Genomic DNA, 19,599 nt, shown 5'->3' with positions numbered 1-19,599 from the left:
CTCTTTTTTCTGCCCGCCCCATTCGAACGACCGCATGGAAGTTTTGTGAGTGATTTGAGAGATTAAAATGCTAGAATTGAGGAGTAGATGTTTAGAGAAAGGGGACGATGTTTTGAATTCCGTGCAGTTTCGCACATTCATCATAATCTGCGTGCTCTTTGCGCTTTCCGTTTTGATTCTGCTAGGTGCGTATTATCCAACGATACCTCGTCAAGATTCACCACATGCGAAACAAGGCGTGTTGGACTTGTCAAACTGGAAACTTCATAGCACAGTCCCCCTCGACGGAGAATGGGAATTTTACGAAGGCAAACTGCTGGAGCCTGCTGATTTTCACCAAGGCACGCGTACTGATGTCTCGTATTTCCCCGTACCCGGCGTATGGAATGGAAAAAATCAAACGGGTGGAATGACCAAAAAAGGGTATGGTACATATCGCTTACGAGTGATCGTCCCTTCATACACAGACGACATTTTCGGAATCAAGCTGCGGAGTATCCGCATGTCACATCGGTTGTATATCAATGGAAAGTTAGACGGGGAGAGCGGGCGCCCTACAACGGAACATGAGGAGCATGTGCCTGGCAATACGCCGGCCACCGCCTTCTTTCACACAGATTCCCGCGAGATCGAGATTGTGATTCAAGTGGCGAACTATGAATTCGCCACAGGTGGCATCATCAATTCCATTGAGTTCGGACACAGTTGGGATATCGCCAAGTTGAACGCGATACAACTCGGCTCCGACCTCGCCACGATCTGTATCCTAGGGATGTTCGGCACGTATCATCTCAGCTTGTACAGCTTGCGTCGGAAAGAGAAAGCGTATCTGTACAGCGGGCTCTATCTGCTTTGTCTAGTGGTAATGCAATTGCTCTATGGTGAAAAAATCCTGCTGCGAACATTTCCCACCATTCCTTTTGATCTCGCCTATAAACTATTAGACCTTAGCGAGTTTCTAAGTTTGGTTGTAGGGACCCTGTTTTTCAGCTCGATCATTCCTCGCCTGCTCACAACTCGAACGAAGATCGTGATATTGGCGCCGATTGTTTGTTACACTTTTGCGATTGTCGTGTTGCCTTACTCTGTCTACAACGCAGTCAAAGACCTTTTTTTCCTGTACAACGAAATCGGCTATTTGTATATGTTTGTCAGGATGATGTATCTGTATCGTCAAAGCGAGCGAGGCTCGTCAGACCGAAAAGAACTGTTGTTGTTTATCGGTGGATTCATTTCGTTGATGATCTTTTTAATCGACGGGATTCTCTATGCGGGAAATATGGTTTCAAGCGATGTGGCAGGAAAAATTGGCGTTATGTGTTTCATCATCTGCATGAACATCCTGCTAGCTCAGCGATTCACCCAGGCCTATGAGAAGACGGAGATCCTCTCGCATCAACTCTCTGTCACGAATCAACTCAAGGACGAATTTTTAAAACACACATCCCATGAGATCAAAACGCCGCTACACGGGATCTTGAACATGACTTCCTATCTGCTGGATGATGAAGAACGCAATTTATCTACGAAGCAAAAACAGAACCTATGGCTGATCAAAGATACGTCGATGAAACTGTCGATGCTCATTCACGATCTGATCGATGTCACTCGCTTGAAGCATGGAGATCTGCGTTTGTATCCGACAGCCGTGGGAGTAAAAGTAGTCGTGCAAATCATCATTGAGATGCTGCAATTTGAACTTTTTGGTAAATCAGTGCAGCTTGAAAACCAAGTCGGGTCCGATGTCTGGGTGCTAGTCGACGAGAATCGATTGCGGCAGATCCTGTACAATCTCGTCCACAACGCCATCAAGCATACTGAGGCCGGCACGATCAAAGTAACTTCCCGTATCAGCGAGGGCCACGTCTATCTGTCTGTCGAGGACACCGGAAAAGGGATTCCCCGCGAGAAGCACACGAAGATTTTTGAGTATTTTGAGCAGGCCAATCAATCTCTGCCTGAAGACGGATATACCGGGATGGGCGTGGGGTTATACATCTCTCGAAAATTGGTCGAGAAGATGGGCGGAGAGATCCGCTTGGAATGGTCGGAAGTCGGACAAGGGACGCGTATGACATTTACGCTGCCGTACGAGGAACCAACTCCCATTGTGCGAGAAACAGCTACATCGGCAACTTTTATCCAATCACGAGTTGTCTACGATGACCTTCAACTCGACATTCTCGATCAACATGAGCACACGATCCTGATCGTGGATGATGAAGCGTCCAACATTCACACCTTGCTGAACATTCTTAAACGATACCGCTACAACGTCGTGACGGCGATTTCCGCCAAGGAAGCGCTGTACAAGATAAAGCAACATCCGAATGTGGATCTCGTCTTGCTTGATGTGATGATGCCAGAGACGTCAGGCATCGAGTTGTGCCAAAAGCTGCGCGACCATTATTCGATCCTCGATTTGCCGATTCTATTCGCCACAGTCAAAGATACACCGCAAGATATTACGCTTGGCTTTCGAGCGGGGGCGAACGATTATGTGACCAAGCCGTTTGACGCGGAGACGCTGATCGCTCGAATTCAGACGTTGATCGCGATGAAGACTTCGATTCAGGAAGCGATTCGCACTGAACATGCGTTTCTCCAAGCGCAGATCAAACCGCACTTCCTGTACAACGCGCTGAGTAGCGTCATCTCCTTCTGCTACACGGACGGAGAAAAAGCTGCTCATCTGCTGGCGATACTCAGCCAATATTTGCGCTACATCTTGGAGATGGATCGCACGCAGTTGGTCGTCCCCTTGTACCGCGAGTTGGAGCTGATCCATGTGTACGTCGAGATTGAAAAAGCGCGCTTCGGAGAGCGATTCGACTTTGATTGGTATGTGGACGATCGCGTGCAGCACCTGGGCATTCCGTCCTTGTGTATCCAACCGTTTGTTGAGAATGCGATCCGTCATGGGCTGTTTGAAAAAGACGGGCACGGCCAGGTCACGCTGAGCATTCAACAAGAAGAGCACTCCGTTCGAGTGGTCATCGAAGATGATGGCGTCGGCATCCCCGCCGATCAACTGTATCAAATCTCCACAGGTGAGCGACAAGCTGGCTCGATCGGCATAGCCAATATTCGGAAGCGGCTCGATTCGATCGTCGGAGCTACGCTGACGATCTCCTCCGAGATGGGGCGTGGCACTACCGTGACGATGCATCTTCCGCTCCCTACCTGAAGAAGAAAGGGAGAATGAAACTTGTTTCAAGTAGTGATCGTAGAAGACGAGAAACCGATTTTGGATCTGATGAGATATGTGCTAGAACGCAACCCGAACTACACCATCACAGGAGCTTTTACCAATCCGGTAGAGGCGTTGCAGCGCTTACCTGAACTCCGACCTGATGTTGTATTTCTCGATGTGGAAATGCCCAAGATGAACGGACTCGAACTCGCACAACGAATCAATGTGATGTCGGAGAACATCCAGATTATTTTTACAACCGCCTATAAGCAATACGCGCTCGATGCGTTCGATGTGTGCGCTCTTGATTATATCTTGAAGCCCGTCATGCCCGCTGCGATCGAGCGAGTCACAAACCGTCTGCTCAAACAGCATCGCCTGTCAACCCCTGGAGAGCAGCGTGTGCAGCCTATCACCATCAGGTGCTTTGGTGGATTTGAAGTTCGCAATTCACAGGGCGCACTCGTGCGTTGGTCCACGCGCAAGACGGAGGAATTGTTTGCTTTTTTCCTCTGTCATCCTGGACGGGATATCAGCAAGTGGCGGTTGATCGACCTCTTATGGCCTGATATGGAGGAAGAACGGGCGACCCACAATGTGCACAATACGATCTATCGCTTGAAGAAACTATTGAAAGAGCACAAGATCGGCATGGACATTTTAAAAACGAGTGATGGGTACCTGTTGGAAACATCGAACCATCAGTATGATGTGCTCCAGTTTCAGCAGCACGATCTCACATCCGTCGATGAATTGGTGGAGGAAGAACGAGCGGAGCATCTATGCTCCTTGTATACAGGTCTGTTGCTGGAGGGGAAAGACTATGCCTGGAAAACGCAATGGGAAGAAGTGTACGGAAATCAATATACATCGCTCGTGCAAAAACTACATCAGAAAGATCTTGCAAGGCAGGACTGGAAGAGAGCGGAACGACGGCTCGAAGCGTTTCTGTCTGTGTATCCTCTCCATGAGGAGATGAACTTGGCATTACTGCGCATCTACACAGTGAGCGGAGAACAGGAGAAGCTCGCCAAACACTATGCGCGGTTTGAAAGCTTGTATCGTCGAGAAATCGGGCTGGAGCTACCTCAAGAAGTGCAAATTTTGGCTGCGTCTCATCTCAGCCGGTAAGCTGGTGAAACGTATGATCCCCCCTTGCCAAAAAGGGAGTCCTGTCCCTTACGAACAAGACTTGTGAAGATACAGGTTTCTTGACCATAAAAAACAGGAGATAGAGAGGATTAATTTATATCCACTCTATCTCCTGTCTCAAAAAATTTGCGTCATTTGTGGTAAGGTTCAGCTTAACGGGTCTATCGGCGAAAAAATTAAGGGCACTCATTTGGGCAACCAACTTTGGTCCGCAATGTCGTTGAACGAGCTGAAGGTAAGATTCTTAGAAGATGGTCAGCTACGAATCCTACCTCGAAAGCCCGCAATGCTTTGTCATCAGTGCGTTACTTTCTTGGTTAATTATTTGAACCGCTGGGTTTGCTTTGAAGGCATAATGGTCAGTTCTGGAATGTTGACATGCTCAGGTTGCTCCAGTGCATAGAGCGCCGCCTCTGCAACGTCATCGGGATGTAACGGCAGGACTTTCGAAGAAAATGCGCGAATTTCATCCTCGGAATACCCGGCCACCTGAGAAAATTCCGTTGCCACCGCCCCGGGTTGAATCGTCGTAACGCGAATCCCCTGATCGATTGTCTCCAAACGTAACGCAGACGCTATGGCGTTAACACCGTATTTGGTAGCGCTGTATGGACCTCCTCCGGCAATCACTTCCTTGCCGGCAATGGAGGAGATGATGATGACATCTCCCTTGCCCTGACCCAGCATCGGCGGAAGCCCGTAGTGCAGCGTCAACATAAGACCGTGTACATTCGTCCTGTACAGCTCCTCCCATCTTTCCAGATCCACTTCTACCAAAGGACTTCGATACCCGAATCCGGCATTGGCGACTATAATATCAAGACGGCCCCAACGGTTAATCGTTTTATTGACCACATGCTGTACTTCTTCAGCCTTTTGAATATCAGCAGATACTGCCATAACCTCGTACAATCCCTCTTTATGCAATTCCTGAACCAGCTCATCCAATCGATCCCGTCGACGTGCCACGACCGTCACATGGGCGCCGCGCTTTGCCAGTTTCCTGGCGATCGATGCCCCGATGCCACTGCTAGCGCCTGTCACCAAGGCCACTTTGCCGATCAGACTCTCCTTCTCATTCCAAGATAGCTCCAAATCATCCAGATTCATTTCGCATCCTCCCAAATTCCAACATTATTTTGTTAAAAGCACGCGATGAACACCCTTGCTGCCTCCCGGTGCCGTTCCTATATATAAATATCCGTTATGGCTTACAGCCGTAGTTACGCCATACAGTTTGCCTTCCGGATCATGCCAGCTTCCGATAAGCTCTCCATGCGGGCTGAGCTCCATAGCAAGCCCATGCTTCGCCGGTGCGCTTGCGCCGCTAAGCAGCGACTCCGGCAATTTGGCCATGGTACTGGCTAACCAAGGGTTGCTATGCATCTGATCTACAAAAGAAATGCGAGTCGTGAAGATACCGACCCAGAAATGACCTTGATCATCACGCGTAATGTTGTCTGGAAAACCTGCGAGATTGTCTACGAAAATATCAGATGTACCCTTCTTCGGTCCTTTAAGCCAGTATCTGGTCAATTGATAATGATACGATTCCGCCACAAGCACAAAATCTTCATCCGCAGACAAGGCAACTCCGTTTGCAAAATAAAGGCCTTCTAACAGGACGGTCGTTTGCTTGGTCTTTGGATCGTACTTCAGCAAACGTCCATGCGGCTTGTTCTCGGCAATTTCTTTGAAGGTCACACTACCATAATTCGAAGTATCAGAAAAATAAATGGAGCCGTCCTTGGCAATATCAAGCTCGTTAGCTAGATAGATCGGCTTACCGTCCACTTGATCAGCCAATACCTCTATGCTCCCGGATGGGTTAATAGACAGCAGTCCCCTCTTGACATCAGTAACGATCAAATCGCCTTTGGCATCGAATATAAGCCCATTAGGAGTTCCTTTGGTGTCTGCAAACAGTTGGGCTTTTTGCGGATTTCCCTCTGCATCGAAAGGAACCTTGTAAATCTTCCCATCTGAATCTCCTGTATATAGCTGACCTTCTTTATCGAATGTAATGAATTCAGGGAATTGAGGGGCATCAGTCACAAGCTGAGCCGAGCTGAGTTTATTGTTTTGTTTCCACGGACCCGCTTCCTCAAAAGAGGGAGCCGTCGGTGCTGACCATTTTGCCGGTTTGATCGGTGAAGGTACAAGCAAGAAAACGAGTATTCCTAGAACGAGCACCGCGAGCAGCGATAGCCCCCATCTGCATATCCTAGCACGTAGTGAGCGTTTAGGACGATTCACGCCTTCAGATCGAACTTGTGTATTAGGCATTAGTGTGTCTCCTTTTTCATATAAGCGAGATTTTAGATTTGGACTACGATTTTACCGAAATATTGCTTTCCTTCAGCCAAGAGCGCGAATGCTTCTCCAATTCGGGCCAGCGGGAATACATGGTCGATGACGGGATGTAAACGATGATGGGCAATCGCCCGATTCATCTTTTCGAAGTGATCTCGGTTGCCGACTTGACTGCCGCGAACAGTTGCGGCTTTCTGCAAAATGCTGGAGACATCGTATTCCGGAATGGTCAAGCCCGATAAGAACCCGACCATACTCAAGGTCCCTCCAGTGCGAAGCGCATTTATGGATTTCCCCATCGTTGCCGCTCCTCCAACATCCAGAACATGATCGACGCCGCAGCCAGTCAACTCTAACGCCGCCTTATCCCAATCGGGAGCTTCCGAATAATTGATCGTTTGCCATGCGCCAAGAGCTTTTGCTCGTTCCAGCTTGGCGTTGCTGCTCGACGTGATGATGGCTCGTGCTCCGGCCATAAGCGAGAATTGAAGCCCGAAGATGGATACCCCGCCCGTTCCTTGCAGCAGCACGGTATCACCCGCTTGCAAACCGCCATATTCGATTAGCATGCTCCATGCGGTTAATGCCGCGATCGGTAAGGTTGAGGCCTCCTCATAAGTGAGGTGATCGGGAATAGGGACGACTCCGTCTTCATGTAGAACGACATACTCGGCCGCTATTCCGTTCAACGGCCCCCCCAGGCTTTCTTCTAACACCCCAGGTCTTGGGCTGCCGGCAATGAATCGCTGTTGAAAATTACCCGCTACTCGGTGTCCGACCTGGAACCTTGTTACTCCTTGGCCAACGGCTACAATTTCTCCCGCTCCGTCTGATAATGGAATGAAGGGAAATTTGACTTCGATCGGCATTAATCCGCTGAGGACCACTAGATCACGGTAATTGAGAGACGCTGCCCTCATGCGGATCAGTACCTCCTTAGGTCCTGGCGTTGGTATGTCTAGTTCCGTTATGGTTAATTCCTCGAAGCCGAAGCCGTTTTTCAGCTGTATAGCTTTCATCGAATTGTCCTCCCTGCAAGATCAGATTGATTACCCGGATTCTTATTATTGCTGCTGGATCCTTCACGCGGACGAATCATGCTTCCAACAAGCCGAAGACTTTGTTTTCGTGTAATGAATCGCGATAACTGCGCCCCGAGATAATTCTGCACACCCGGAACGACGTACACTTTCCCTTCCTTCAACGCACGAAGTGCAACCTCTACGACTCTTTCCGGAGTGTCTTTCTTTCCGACGGAGGCTTCTTCCGCTCCTACGACATTAAAGAAACTCGTGTCCGTCGAACCGGGACAAAGTGCGAAGAATTTAATGCCGCGGTTGCGGTTTTCAAACCATAACGCTTGAGTAAACGACAGGACGAAAGCTTTCGTTGCCCCATATACGGCCATATAGGGAAGTGGTTGAAATCCGGCGGTTGAAGCAACATTGATAACTGTACCTGAGCTTTTGCGCAACATGTCCGGCAAAAACAAGTGGGTCATATCTACAACAGCGGCGACATTGAGCATAACTTCTTCATGTTGACGCTCGCCTGACACTTGTTCAAACAAACCATGCGTAGCAAAGCCTGCATTGTTGACCAGCAGTTCGATATCCACTTTCAAAAGTCGACATTGCTGATATAACTCGCTGGGTGCGCCCTCTTTCGCAAGATCCATAGCGATAACCTCGGCTTTGATGCTATACATCTTTCTGAGCTCTGATGCCAGGCTCTCAAGCTTGCCCTTCGATCGGGCTACGAGTACTAAATGGCTGCCTTGTTTGGCCAGTTGTCTCGCGAATTGCTCTCCAATACCGGAAGAAGCTCCCGTGATGAGCGCCCATTTACCTTGAATCGTCATATCGCTACTCCCCTTCTAGATACTATGTTATAATATAGAAACAGTGTTACCTAATGAACAGAAGTAATTATTCCCGATTCTCAAGGAATATGATAATCATCATACTATTTGGTAACAGTGTTTCTGAACGGGTTCATTGTATCCCGGCTTTTCTAGAAAGTCAATATGATCTTTGAATATCCTTGAACATCTACCGTCTCATTGACAACCGCTTAACAACTGTATAAAATTCCTTGCAAGAGCGTCAGAAACTTTGTTTCCTGACGAAAACTTGATATCCGAAGGTGATGATTATGAGCGATCAAGATATCTCCTCCAATGCGAACTCACGAGTGTTGAAAACCTACCAAGAAGCCCGCTTGCAAAATATTGAAAATCTCCGCAAGCTCGTTGTTGACGCTGCGGCAACGCTCTTGCAAGAAGAGGGTCCGGAAGCCGTTACGGTGCGTAAAGTATCGCAGAAAATGGGTTGCTCGACAAAAATCATTTATAACTTGTTTGTCAATAAAGAGGGCCTGGCTCAGCAGCTGTATCTGGACGGTTGTAATCTTCTCGCTAACGAATTCGAGGGGACGCCGCAAGCTGCTGATCCGGCGCAGCATTTGCAGAATTTAGGCGAAGCCTTTTGGCAATTCGGGCAGCGTTACTCCAGTTATTATAAACTGATGTTCGGAGGCGCATTCGCGGATTTCAAACCGGACGAGGAAAGCCTAAATGGTACCGTAACGGCCATGCGGCAATTATTGACGGTGATCAGCAATGCGCAAAAGCAAGGTCTCATCCCTGGCCAGTATGACACTGAATTAGTTATCCGCGTATTCTGGGCTTCGCTCCATGGCGTCATTCATCTTTACATGGGAGGACACTTAGGAGATGTACAATCGGCGCATGCGGTATACAGGCAAACGTTGTCTTTAATTGTCAGCTCGTTATTGCCGGATAAAGCTTAAAAGACGGCAAGCTCTTCCCGGTTTAGGGGAAGAGCTTGTCTTTTTTCACACTGCAAGGATACCTTCAATGCTAATCTCTACTTCAATTCTTTGCTTTACCACTATTTGTGGTACGGTTCATTCCGATTAATCCGAAACCCTCGATACACCTGCTCCAGCAAAATCATCCGCATCAACTGATGGGGAAACGTCATCTTCGAAAACGACAACTTCTCATCCGCTCGCTTCATCACCGCATCCGACAATCCGAGCGAGCCGCCGATCACAAACGCAACCGAACTCTTCCCGTACGTCGCCCACTGGTCCAGCTTCTGCGCGAGCTTCTCCGACGACCACATCTCCCCGTCAATCGCTAGCGCCACTACGTGCTGATCCGGCTTCATCGCAGCCAGAATCCGCTCGCCTTCCTTCTGCTTTACACGCTCCATATCCGCCGCACTCAGATTCTCCGGTGCTTTCTCATCCGCTACCTCCACCAGATCAACCTTTGCATACGCAGACAACCGCTTCGTGTATTCCTCAATCCCCAGCTTCAAATATTTCTCTTTCAGTTTACCGACTGATATAATGGCAATGTGCATAACTTTTTTCTCCCCACCTTTTTCAAACTTTTTCGTATACTTATCCCCGAAAAAAACAAGGTTATCCACATCTGTGCATAACCTTGTTTTGTGAATATATATATCCCGTCACCTCATAAAAAGCCTTGATATTACAGGATTTTGCAAAACAAAGGGAATTTGTTCACAAGAAAAATCTGCAATCCATAGACTTTTACCCACAAGTTATCAACAATCCACAGTGTTATTTTCTCTATACTCCGTTTACTTTTGTGGAAAACCATTTTATACAAGTAAGTACTTCGGCTTTTGTCCACAGTACCGACAGCTTACAGGCTTGTTCCATGAGTCGAATACTTCCTGTTCGAGCAATACCACATCCGGTGCTTCTTCGAACTCATCCACAAATTCATCGAGCGCGATTTCCATATGCTCTTCATCACATACAATAAAATTCTGGCCGCCTTCTTCAAGATACTGCTTTTTTTCCGCGCTTAACATATTCATTCCTCCTGCTTTCATCCTCATTATTTCGTACGTTCCTGCCAACTATACACCAGACAGCACAAAAACGAGTGCGAATGGACGCGCGCCTTCCGCACTCGTTTCTCTTAGGAATTCTGCTGCTTAGACAACACTACATTTACCGTTTGCTGCTTACCATCGCGATAGACAGTTACTCTCACCGTATCCCCTATATTCTTCTTAAACAAATATTTGCGAAGCTGTGCCTGATTTTCGATCTTCTGGCCATCAAGCGCTACGATAACATCGTATTTCTTCAATCCACTCTTATCTGCTGGAAGAAGCGCTGGTGTTTCTTTTACGATAACACCACTATCCACTGAGTCTGGAAGCTTAAGTGGATCTTTCCGAGCTTCTGTAGGTACTGCCTGTAGGTCAATCGGGATAATTCCCAGTTGCGGGCGCTGTACGGTATGGTATTTAATCAAATCATCAATGATTTTGCTTGCATCGTCAATCGGAATCGCGAAGCCTAGACCTTCGACACCCGCTTTCGAGATTTTTAAGCTGTTAATCCCGATAACCTGCCCGGCAATATTCACAAGAGCGCCTCCGCTGTTACCCGGGTTAATGGCAGCATCTGTCTGTAATACGTTCGTCTCGTATTCCGGTTCTCCATCTCCATTGAGATCAACTGGCATTGTACGCTCAGTCGAGCTAATAATCCCTTCTGTAACCGTACGAGAAAATTTCAAGCCAAGCGGATTCCCAATCGCAATTGCCGGCTCCCCGACTTTTAATGTAGAGGAATTCCCGAACTCTGCTACTTGCGTCACTTTGGAGCCATCAATCTCGAGTACTGCCAGATCGGTTAAAGCATCCTGCCCCACAACACGCGCATCAATGTACTTCTCTCCTGTAGCAAGCGATACTTGTACACGCTGCGCTCCTTCAATCACATGATTATTCGTTACGATATACGCCTTACCATTCGCCTTACGGAAGACAATACCGGAACCAGTACCCGCTTCTCCTTCTTGTGCTTGTCCGAAAAAGCTTTGTGTGCTTTGAATATTGATGACACCTACAACTGCATTTTCTACTTTTTGTACAGCTTTCGTAACAGCCGTATCTACATTAACTGAATAATTAGCCGTCGGACCTGACGGAACCGCCGCGTTATCCCCATTTGGTGTCTGTGAACTCCAGCCGGGTAGATAACCGGACTTAAGCAATGTCGGTACCATCATTAACACGATCAGGCCACCAATAATAGCAGAAATCAGAGCGGTGAAAAAAGTCGAACCGCGTCCGCCTGTACGTCGTGCATCTTTGTGCTCCTCATCGTAATAACTCATATGACTGCTCCTTTCTGTACTTACTCTTACTTACGGATAATCTCCTGCATGGCAGTCGGTCGAATAGGAGACGTGTCTTTCAGTTGAACATGAGTTCCATCTTGAAGGCCACTTTCCTCTAGAATGTTTTTTACAGTCAGACGTGCCAGCTCTGTCATATTGTTTTCTTTGCTCAGATGCGCCAAGTACACCGTCTCCCCTCTGCCTTCCAAAATCTCGGTTAGGGCTTCCCCGGCTGTATCGTTCGATAGATGACCCACATCGCTTAAAATACGACGCTTCGTGTTCCATGGATAACTTCCCATGCGTAGCATCTCAACATCATGATTCGATTCGAAAATGTACGCATCTGATCCACGCACCGTGTCTTTAATACGCTGACTGACATATCCAAGATCTGTCGTCAGGCTGACTTTGGCATCCTCTTCATGAAAACAAAATCCCATCGGCTCGGCCGCATCATGTGATGTACCGTATGATTCGGCTTTCATCGTGCCAAAATCAATTGTCTCTCCTGCTTCCATAATCTTGCGCTGATCTTCCGCAATCGTTCCTAGCTGGCGGTCCAGTTGTTCCCACGTTTTGGCGTTCGCATACACCGGAAGCTGATAACGACGTGCCAGTACCCCGACTCCTTTAATATGGTCAGAATGCTCATGTGTAATGAGAATCGCATCAAGTTCCGAAGCATTGGCCCCTACTTCTGTAAGCAGCTTCTCGATCTGCTTGCCACTTAAACCGGCATCAACCAACACTTTACCGCTTTTCCCTTCAATATAAAAAGAATTCCCTGTACTTCCACTGGCTAATACACTGAATTTCATAGCTTCCTCGCTTCCCTACCTCTTTCATACTCAATTATTATTAGGGATGTTTTACTTTTTTTCAAGTACCGGAATTTGTTCGATCGCCCCAGTAATTCCATTCACATACTGCATGCCGTTCGTATGAATGATGCGCCAGACAGGAGCGAGTACCTGAATATCCGCATCATACATATGACCATAATAGCCAATCGAAATATCAGAGATCGATTCTCCATAACGAATATAGCCATTATCCAGTAGGGTTCGAACAGCTGTCAGCGCCGGGATTACCCGACGGCCATTCCCTTGACTAATAATCTGGACATGCGTCTGGCTGTAGCCAAATACCCGACTTCCTTTCATACGAATATCCATCGGCACACTGAACAACGGATAGCGCTGATAAGTCTGAACATAGTGGGCAGTGTACGTGCTACTAGAACGAGTATCATATAGATAATCACTTGAAAAAGGGATATACGGTTCCATAAACTTCAGCAAATCCATTCGATCCTCAGAATTAGGAACGAGAAGCGGACCATCAAACGTAACGATCACACCGTTTCCCTGACTTTCTGTTTCCGATTGTCCGGTAAGCTTTGCCATATGTCCGGTAAATCCCGTAAACCTTACGTACAGGTAGTACATTTCTGGTGTTCCAGCTGGAATGTCTACCGCTAGCTTTATATGACGGGACTGTAGTAATTCCTCCATACTAGAAGGAATTAATTCTCCCTGTGGCATCCCTGCGCGATCGCGGTTGTAGCTGTGAATGATTTGATAGCCAAGGAACAGATCCAGAAGCAAAAACGTTAGAATCAGAATCGTTTTAGCTTTACTCCAATCCATTGATTTCACCTCTTCCACCTGATACAGCAGCAGCCAGATACAGAGGTGGCTTATTTCTTTGCTGAATCACCCATACCGGCGTCACCTCCATGAAGTCATACCGTTTCCCCGCATACATCGCCAGTTCAATCCCTATGACTTGCTCCTTCGGTATCCCTTTCCGTTCCAATTGCCGGGCAATTTCCCCACCGTTCATCACCAGAGTAGCAGTTCGTTCAAAGTACGTATCGAGCTGGCGCATCGGATACTGTGCCTGTGCTACACTATCTCCTGCTGTCTCGATTACCACAACGGTTTCTCCATCATGTTCACTATACAGCGGATACGAACCAACATGCTGGCGAAATCGGTATACCGCTGCCCGGCTCTTGCCCGGCAACGCTGTATCCACACCAGCAAACTGATACGTTCCCGGCCATCCACCATGCTTGTTCATAAACGATACTGCTGCATGAAGTGAATCATTGAAGTTATTCTCCTCCTCTGCTTCTTTAGGCACCTGAATTGGATTGCGGTACACTAAATAAGTATGATGCTTAGGAATCGAGACCGTCTGGCTGCCATTCGTATAGATTTGTGTTCCATCGCGTTCCGTTACTTCCCGGGCCAGACCTGCGTCTGTAAACAAAAAGGATAGCATCTGCTGGGCAGTAATGGGCTGGTAGAAATAACGATAACGGTACATCTTCAGCTGATCTTTTGGCACATACACAGCCGGATTCCCCGTTTTCTCGCTAAAGGGACGGTATACGATTTGTTCAGTCAGAGAAGCCAACAAAGGGGGATGAAAATACGCCTCCAGTTCTGTTGCTGTGAGCGATATCCGAGCCCTGATGATACGCTGTCGACTATCTGAGATAAACAATACCTGTACGGTACCGTCCTCTTTATTACTGTACAGCCAGATTCGGCTAGCAGACAGAATCCCGCTGATAGCCTGTCCCCGGATCGTTAACAGTTCACCTAACGTGTCCTCAAGCACATCACCGCTGTAGATCAGTTCAATGCCGCGCTTTTTCCCCGCAATACTCTCCCAGTCTTCCTTGTTCCATGACATCGGGGTAAAAGAATACACGTTCCATTGCTTCATATTTACCACAAGTTTCTTATACAAGTTCGTATCAGCACGCGCCTGAAAATGTTTACCATCGCCTGTATGAACTCGTGCGTAAGCTGGCTGCACAAGTTCTTCGGCTTCATAAGCTCGTCCGAACGGCTGAGGAGCTATGTAATTTGCTGAACTTAAGCTATCGAGATGCGGCATCGTATTCCACAAGATTCCCGATAGTAGAAGGCTTACGACTATCAATACAACCAGTACGACTGTTTTGATCTTCTCAAGTTGCTTCATGTTCCCTCTCCTCCTCGATTGGAAGCGTGAAGCTTACTTTTGTTCCTTTCTGCCATTCACTCGTAATCTCGATCGTCCCACCATGAGCCAATACGATCTGCCGGGCAATAGACAGTCCGAGCCCCGTCCCCCCCATGCTACGGCTACGTGCCTTATCTACACGATAAAAGCGTTCAAAAATGCGAGTAAGATCTCGCTGTCGAATTCCCACGCCTTCATCCGCTACTTCAATGCGTACCATACTATCTTCCTGTGTCGCTCTGACTGTGACTGTTGTATTTTCATTTGAGTATTTCATCGCATTCGATAACAAATTATCCAGAACTTGAATGACCGCGTCACGGTCAGCACGGACAAACGGAAGACCTTTGCCGGGCAACTCAAGGTTCAGATCAATTCGCTCCTGTCGAATACGAATGCGAAACCTCTCCCGTACATCGTACAGCAATTGCGATACGTCAACTGGGCGTATATCAAGCAATTGCTGCCGGGCATCGTACCGGGAAAGCTGCAGAAGATCACTCACCAGGCGCGTCATCCTGTCTGTCTCACTGAGTAGTACCTGAAGGAATTGCCCGGCAATGGCCGGGTCATGCATAGCACCTTCCTCCAGCGCCTCTAAGTAGCTCTTAAGGGTTGTGAGCGGTGTCCGCAACTCATGCGACACGTTGGCCACAAATTCCTGTCGGACCCGTTCTAGCTCTTCCTGCTCGGTTACGTCCTGAAGCACCGCAATAATACCTGGCTTCCGATCTGCTTCATGGCTTTTGAGCATATTAAAACTAAAGCGAATCAGCCGTTCTTCCCCTTCAACATTCATATCCACAATGACCGGAGCCGCCGGTTGAAAAAAGGAATCTCCTTCTTCCTGATCTTCTGGAATGGACAGCACCTCATACAAACTTCGTCCAATCGTCGTCTTATAGTCGACACCAAGCAGACGCTGAGCCGGACGATTAATCAACATGACATTGTAGTCCCCGTCTGTCGCAATGACCCCGTCACTCATATGTGTAAGAATGGAGGCAAGCTTTTCTTTCTCGGCTTCGTTCTGGGCGATGGCTTGCCGGAGACGACTTGTAAGGAGATTGAATGTCTGACCAAGTTGTCCAATCTCGTCCTCTGAATACACTCGCACACTTCCATTAAAATCTCCATTTGCCATCGCGGTCGCCTGCCGGGTAATTTCTTTAACGGGTGTTGTAATGGTCCGGGCGAGCACAATGCCAAGCGCAGCAGTAAGCAGGAGGGCTATTCCCGTTCCGGTCGCCAGTATCTTGTTAATCTGGCTCATCGTCTGATACATCTCTTCCATAGAAGCGACAAGATAGAGAGCTCCAAGAATTTTTGTTCCTTTTTTAATAGGCAGCGCTAGCACTTTGACACGCTGATGAGTCTCCGGATTATACTGCACGGATTCGCTTCGTGTGCCAAGCAGTGCCATGTTCACTTCAGCACGTGTATTTTTCTGTCCGATGAACGATTTGTTTTCTTCTGTTGTCGTCAGTACAATCCCATTCTGGTCAAGCAACTGCACATCTGCGTTACGCAACACGAACAGATTGCGGATCAAGTTGTCCACATCTTCCCTCGGCACTGTATCTACCTCAAGATATTTCTCGATGTTCATAGCAAGTAGATTAGCCTGTGTATTCAATGTTTCAGTAAAGTTGTTCACATAGTATGATTCAGCCGTACGAATGAAGTAGGCACCAATGACCTGCATCGCAATCAAAATGAGCAGCAGATACAAAATGACTACCTTCCACTGCACAGTCTGAAAAAAACCGACCCGCTTCATCGCACATCCTCTACCGGGTTGCGCATCATGTAGCCAAGACTGCGCCGCGTGATGATGTAGTGAGGCGAACTCGGATCATCCTCTATTTTTTCACGCAGACGCCGAATCGTCACGTCAACCGTTCTTGCATCTCCAAAATAATCAAAACCCCAGACAGCCTGAAGCAGGTGATCACGCGTCAGCACTTGATCGAGATGCTGAGCTAGATAATGCAGCAGTGCGAATTCGCGGTGCGTAATCTCAATGGGTTGCCCGCGTTTTTCTACGGTATATGATTTTGTATCAATGATAAGTGTGCCAACCGAGACTCTCGCTTCGTCTACTTCTGCTCTTCCTTCTGGTTTGATAACTTTCGTATGGCGGCGCAAATTCGCCTTAATACGGGCGAGCAACTCCCGACTGCTGAACGGCTTAGTGACATAGTCGTCAGCTCCAAGTTCCAGTCCAAGCACTTTATCCAGTTCACTGTCTTTTGCGGTCAGCATAATGATTGGAACATCAGAAGTCTGCCGGATCAATCGGCACACTTCGATCCCATCTTTGCCCGGCAGCATAATATCAAGTAGGATCATATCCGGTGCATACGTATGAGCAATTTCAAGTGCCTCATTGCCATCATACGCACACCGTACATCATACCCTTCCTTCTCCAGTGTGAATTTTAGAATGTCTGCTATTGGACGTTCATCATCTACTACTAGTACTTTCTGTTTCATTACTTCTCACCTCTCCTCCTTTTCTTCCACCCCGACAGATGAATTCCTGCCCTAATCATGTACACAAGAACGGGAAAAAGCCGATGCTCCTATCTCATCGGCTTTCTATCCTGCTCAATCCTACTGCAAAAAAGGAATGGGATCAATCGGTTCACCGTGCTCCCTGATTTCAAAATGAAGGTGGGGACCGGTCGAGCGGCCTGTATTGCCGGAATAAGCGATTAGTTCTTTCTTCTCTACGATGTCCCCCTCTGAAGCAACCAGCGCATCCAGATGTCCGTATACAGTCTCGTATCCATTACCATGGTCGATGATCATACAATTGCCATACCCGGTTTTCACACCCGCAAAAATGACGCGTCCATTATCGGCTGCTTTAACCGGGGTTCCAATCGGACTCGCAATATCAATTCCCTGATGCATCCGTCCCCAGCGCATGCCAAACGGCGAGCTAAGCGGCCCCGGAGCTGGCATTAGAAAGTGCCCATCGCCGTGCGACAGCTTTTCCCGCACGCTCCATGCTACTTGCTCTTTCTGTTTGACGACCTGCTCTGTATGTACAGCTTGTTTGTCCTGTTTTGGTGCATCCGTTATATAGGGCCATGCCATTATAAGCATTTGTCCGCATGCAACTGTCAGCAGAGCGCTTGTAGCCGCACCTGTTAGCAGCCTGTATAAGAAATAGCCAGGTTCGTTTTGTAGCGCGTCATCCTCGAACTCTTTCTTCTTCCATGACGCGATTCGTTCAAGTAACATCATAACCTCCCACATGATCGTTGCTACTTGTCTATTGTGCGTCATGGAAAAAAAATTATACCTTAGAAATGATTTCTCACCAAAAAATAAAACCATCCTGCCCGATTACAGGCAGGATGGTATCATAATTCTACAGTGCGTATACACTGCGAACAATATTTGTTTGGTCACGGTCTGGACCTACGGAGAACATTGACAGTGGAATACCTGTCAGCTGTGTCACACGCTCAATGTAGTGGCGTGCATTTTCCGGCAGTTCATCAAGCGCACGGCATTTTGTAATGTCTTCTGTCCAGCCCGGCAGTTCTTCGTATACCGGTTCACATTCCGCAAGAATGTTCAAGTTCGCTGGGTAGTGCTCAATCACTTCACCTTTGTAACGATAAGCGGCACAAATCTTAACCGTCTCAAGGCCTGTCAGAACGTCCACAGAGTTCAGAGACAGAGCGGTAATTCCACTTACACGGCGTGCATGACGTACAACGACGCTGTCGAACCAACCTACACGGCGCGGACGACCTGTTGTTGTGCCGTATTCACGACCTACTTCACGGATATGGTGACCGATCTCGTCATGAAGCTCTGTCGGGAACGGGCCATCACCTACACGACTTGTGTATGCTTTGGCTACCCCGACAACGTGATGAATTTTCGTTGGGCCAACACCTGAACCGATGCAGACACCGCCTGCTACCGGATTTGATGAAGTAACGAATGGGAATGTACCCTGGTCGATATCAAGCATAACGCCCTGTGCACCTTCGAACAGAACACGTTTACCGGCATCGATAGAATCGTTTAGAACAACAGATGTATCCGCTACATACTTGCGGATTTGATCCGCATAACCAAGATACTCTTCAAAGATTTCGTCGAAGTTGCAGCCTTCTACTTCGTATACTTTTTCGAACAGACGGTTTTTCTCTTCGAGGTTGCGGCGCAGTTTTTTCTCGAACTCCGCTTTATCCATCAGATCGGCCATACGAATACCGATACGGGCAGCCTTGTCCATGTAAGCCGGTCCGATACCTTTCAGCGTTGTACCGATCTTGTTGTCACCTTTGCTCGCTTCTTCCGCACCGTCAATTTTGATGTGGTATGGCATGATAACATGCGCACGGTCGCTAATACGCAGATTGTCTGTGCTTACGCCGTGGCCATGTAAGTATTCAAGCTCTTTAAGGAGCGATTTCGGATTTACAACCATTCCGTTTCCGATTACACAAATTTTATCATTGTAAAAAATCCCCGAAGGAATCAAATGTAATTTATATTTAGTCCCACCAAAAACAATAGTATGACCCGCGTTGTCTCCGCCCTGATAGCGTGCCACTACTTCTGCTTTTTCCGCGAGAAAGTCGGTTACTTTACCTTTCCCTTCATCTCCCCATTGGGAACCTACAACTACTACAGTTGACATTGGTTGGGCACCTCCTACTTTTTTAACATACTAAGTTTAGCAATCCGG

The 19,599-nt window shown here is 47.8% G+C and carries 17 protein-coding genes and 1 pseudogene; 3 read left to right on the top strand and 15 right to left on the bottom strand.

The window, feature by feature from the left end; genetic code table 11:
* The first annotated feature begins 121 nt into the window (after positions 1-121).
* A complete protein-coding gene (locus CB4_RS02115) occupies positions 122-3,187 on the top strand; it encodes an ATP-binding protein (protein ID WP_309146613.1) in 3,066 nt (1,021 codons plus the stop codon).
* Between the two features lie 21 nt (positions 3,188-3,208).
* Positions 3,209-4,324, top strand: coding sequence for a response regulator (locus CB4_RS02110; RefSeq protein WP_096463370.1), 1,116 nt, complete (start codon positions 3,209-3,211; stop codon positions 4,322-4,324).
* Positions 4,325-4,666: 342 nt separating this feature from the next.
* Here CB4_RS02110 and CB4_RS02105 read toward each other — a convergent pair whose 3' ends face one another.
* The 5 genes and pseudogenes from CB4_RS02105 to CB4_RS02090 form a co-directional block, all read right to left on the bottom strand.
* A complete protein-coding gene (locus CB4_RS02105) occupies positions 4,667-5,470 on the bottom strand; it encodes an SDR family oxidoreductase (protein WP_231956118.1) in 804 nt (267 codons plus the stop codon).
* Between the two features lie 9 nt (positions 5,471-5,479).
* On the bottom strand, positions 5,480-6,631 hold the full coding sequence (locus CB4_RS02100) for an SMP-30/gluconolactonase/LRE family protein (protein ID WP_096463368.1): 1,152 nt from the start codon (positions 6,629-6,631) through the stop codon (positions 5,480-5,482).
* A gap of 32 nt (positions 6,632-6,663) precedes the next feature.
* On the bottom strand, positions 6,664-7,227 hold the full coding sequence (locus CB4_RS21380; protein ID WP_231956227.1) for a zinc-dependent alcohol dehydrogenase family protein: 564 nt from the start codon (positions 7,225-7,227) through the stop codon (positions 6,664-6,666).
* 117 nt (positions 7,228-7,344) lie between these two features.
* Positions 7,345-7,578: pseudogene (locus CB4_RS21375) on the bottom strand (alcohol dehydrogenase catalytic domain-containing protein); the annotation flags it as partial.
* A 95-nt stretch (positions 7,579-7,673) separates the two neighbouring features.
* Positions 7,674-8,519 (bottom strand): SDR family NAD(P)-dependent oxidoreductase, encoded by an 846-nt coding sequence (locus CB4_RS02090; RefSeq protein WP_096463366.1) that lies wholly within the window; start codon positions 8,517-8,519, stop codon positions 7,674-7,676.
* Positions 8,520-8,812: 293 nt separating this feature from the next.
* On the opposite strand from CB4_RS02090, the gene CB4_RS02085 reads away from it, so the two are divergent.
* Positions 8,813-9,469 (top strand): TetR/AcrR family transcriptional regulator, encoded by a 657-nt coding sequence (locus CB4_RS02085; RefSeq protein WP_096463365.1) that lies wholly within the window; start codon positions 8,813-8,815, stop codon positions 9,467-9,469.
* Between the two features lie 101 nt (positions 9,470-9,570).
* Here CB4_RS02085 and rlmH read toward each other — a convergent pair whose 3' ends face one another.
* The 10 genes from rlmH to CB4_RS02035 form a co-directional block, all read right to left on the bottom strand.
* Positions 9,571-10,050 carry a 23S rRNA (pseudouridine(1915)-N(3))-methyltransferase RlmH gene (rlmH, locus tag CB4_RS02080; protein ID WP_096467590.1) on the bottom strand — a complete coding sequence of 160 codons (480 nt, stop codon included), beginning with the start codon at positions 10,048-10,050 and terminating at the stop codon, positions 9,571-9,573.
* 264 nt (positions 10,051-10,314) lie between these two features.
* A complete protein-coding gene (locus CB4_RS02075; RefSeq protein ID WP_096463364.1) occupies positions 10,315-10,530 on the bottom strand; it encodes a CxxH/CxxC protein in 216 nt (71 codons plus the stop codon).
* Between the two features lie 110 nt (positions 10,531-10,640).
* On the bottom strand, positions 10,641-11,852 hold the full coding sequence (locus CB4_RS02070; protein WP_096463363.1) for a S1C family serine protease: 1,212 nt from the start codon (positions 11,850-11,852) through the stop codon (positions 10,641-10,643).
* Between the two features lie 26 nt (positions 11,853-11,878).
* On the bottom strand, positions 11,879-12,676 hold the full coding sequence (locus tag CB4_RS02065; protein WP_096463362.1) for an MBL fold metallo-hydrolase: 798 nt from the start codon (positions 12,674-12,676) through the stop codon (positions 11,879-11,881).
* Positions 12,677-12,727: 51 nt separating this feature from the next.
* Positions 12,728-13,507 carry a two-component system regulatory protein YycI gene (locus tag CB4_RS02060; protein WP_096463361.1) on the bottom strand — a complete coding sequence of 260 codons (780 nt, stop codon included), beginning with the start codon at positions 13,505-13,507 and terminating at the stop codon, positions 12,728-12,730.
* Positions 13,494-14,858 carry a YycH family regulatory protein gene (locus tag CB4_RS02055; RefSeq protein WP_096463360.1) on the bottom strand — a complete coding sequence of 455 codons (1,365 nt, stop codon included), beginning with the start codon at positions 14,856-14,858 and terminating at the stop codon, positions 13,494-13,496. The genes CB4_RS02060 and CB4_RS02055 overlap by 14 nt, the downstream gene beginning before the upstream one ends.
* Entirely contained in the window at positions 14,845-16,659 is a 1,815-nt protein-coding gene (locus CB4_RS02050; protein ID WP_096463359.1) for an ATP-binding protein, read from the bottom strand. Before CB4_RS02050 ends, CB4_RS02055 begins: the two co-directional genes overlap by 14 nt.
* A complete protein-coding gene (gene yycF, locus CB4_RS02045; protein ID WP_096463358.1) occupies positions 16,656-17,375 on the bottom strand; it encodes a response regulator YycF in 720 nt (239 codons plus the stop codon). Before yycF ends, CB4_RS02050 begins: the two co-directional genes overlap by 4 nt.
* A gap of 120 nt (positions 17,376-17,495) precedes the next feature.
* On the bottom strand, positions 17,496-18,176 hold the full coding sequence (locus CB4_RS02040; protein WP_231956117.1) for a M23 family metallopeptidase: 681 nt from the start codon (positions 18,174-18,176) through the stop codon (positions 17,496-17,498).
* An 85-nt stretch (positions 18,177-18,261) separates the two neighbouring features.
* A complete protein-coding gene (locus CB4_RS02035) occupies positions 18,262-19,551 on the bottom strand; it encodes an adenylosuccinate synthase (RefSeq protein WP_096463356.1) in 1,290 nt (429 codons plus the stop codon).
* Between the last annotated feature and the right edge of the window lie 48 nt (positions 19,552-19,599).

The organism is Aneurinibacillus soli, from assembly GCF_002355375.1.
GTDB lineage: Bacteria > Bacillota > Bacilli > Aneurinibacillales > Aneurinibacillaceae > Aneurinibacillus > Aneurinibacillus soli.
This window is presented reverse-complemented; position numbering and strand designations above follow the sequence as displayed.

Excerpts from the sequence above, each read along its gene's own strand:
- CB4_RS02100 (WP_096463368.1), bottom strand. The coding sequence starts at position 6,631 with ATGCCTAATACACAAGTTCGATCTGAAGGCGTGAATCGTCCTAAACGC.
- CB4_RS21380 (WP_231956227.1), bottom strand. The coding sequence starts at position 7,227 with ATGCTAATCGAATATGGCGGTTTGCAAGCGGGTGATACCGTGCTGCTG.
- CB4_RS02090 (WP_096463366.1), bottom strand. The coding sequence starts at position 8,519 with ATGACGATTCAAGGTAAATGGGCGCTCATCACGGGAGCTTCTTCCGGT.
- CB4_RS02085 (WP_096463365.1), top strand. The coding sequence starts at position 8,813 with ATGAGCGATCAAGATATCTCCTCCAATGCGAACTCACGAGTGTTGAAA.
- rlmH (WP_096467590.1), bottom strand. The coding sequence starts at position 10,050 with ATGCACATTGCCATTATATCAGTCGGTAAACTGAAAGAGAAATATTTG.
- CB4_RS02075 (WP_096463364.1), bottom strand. The coding sequence starts at position 10,530 with ATGTTAAGCGCGGAAAAAAAGCAGTATCTTGAAGAAGGCGGCCAGAAT.
- CB4_RS02070 (WP_096463363.1), bottom strand. The coding sequence starts at position 11,852 with ATGAGTTATTACGATGAGGAGCACAAAGATGCACGACGTACAGGCGGA.
- CB4_RS02065 (WP_096463362.1), bottom strand. The coding sequence starts at position 12,676 with ATGAAATTCAGTGTATTAGCCAGTGGAAGTACAGGGAATTCTTTTTAT.
- CB4_RS02060 (WP_096463361.1), bottom strand. The coding sequence starts at position 13,507 with ATGGATTGGAGTAAAGCTAAAACGATTCTGATTCTAACGTTTTTGCTT.
- CB4_RS02055 (WP_096463360.1), bottom strand. The coding sequence starts at position 14,858 with ATGAAGCAACTTGAGAAGATCAAAACAGTCGTACTGGTTGTATTGATA.
- CB4_RS02050 (WP_096463359.1), bottom strand. The coding sequence starts at position 16,659 with ATGAAGCGGGTCGGTTTTTTTCAGACTGTGCAGTGGAAGGTAGTCATT.
- yycF (WP_096463358.1), bottom strand. The coding sequence starts at position 17,375 with ATGAAACAGAAAGTACTAGTAGTAGATGATGAACGTCCAATAGCAGAC.
- CB4_RS02040 (WP_231956117.1), bottom strand. The coding sequence starts at position 18,176 with ATGACGCACAATAGACAAGTAGCAACGATCATGTGGGAGGTTATGATG.
- CB4_RS02035 (WP_096463356.1), bottom strand. The coding sequence starts at position 19,551 with ATGTCAACTGTAGTAGTTGTAGGTTCCCAATGGGGAGATGAAGGGAAA.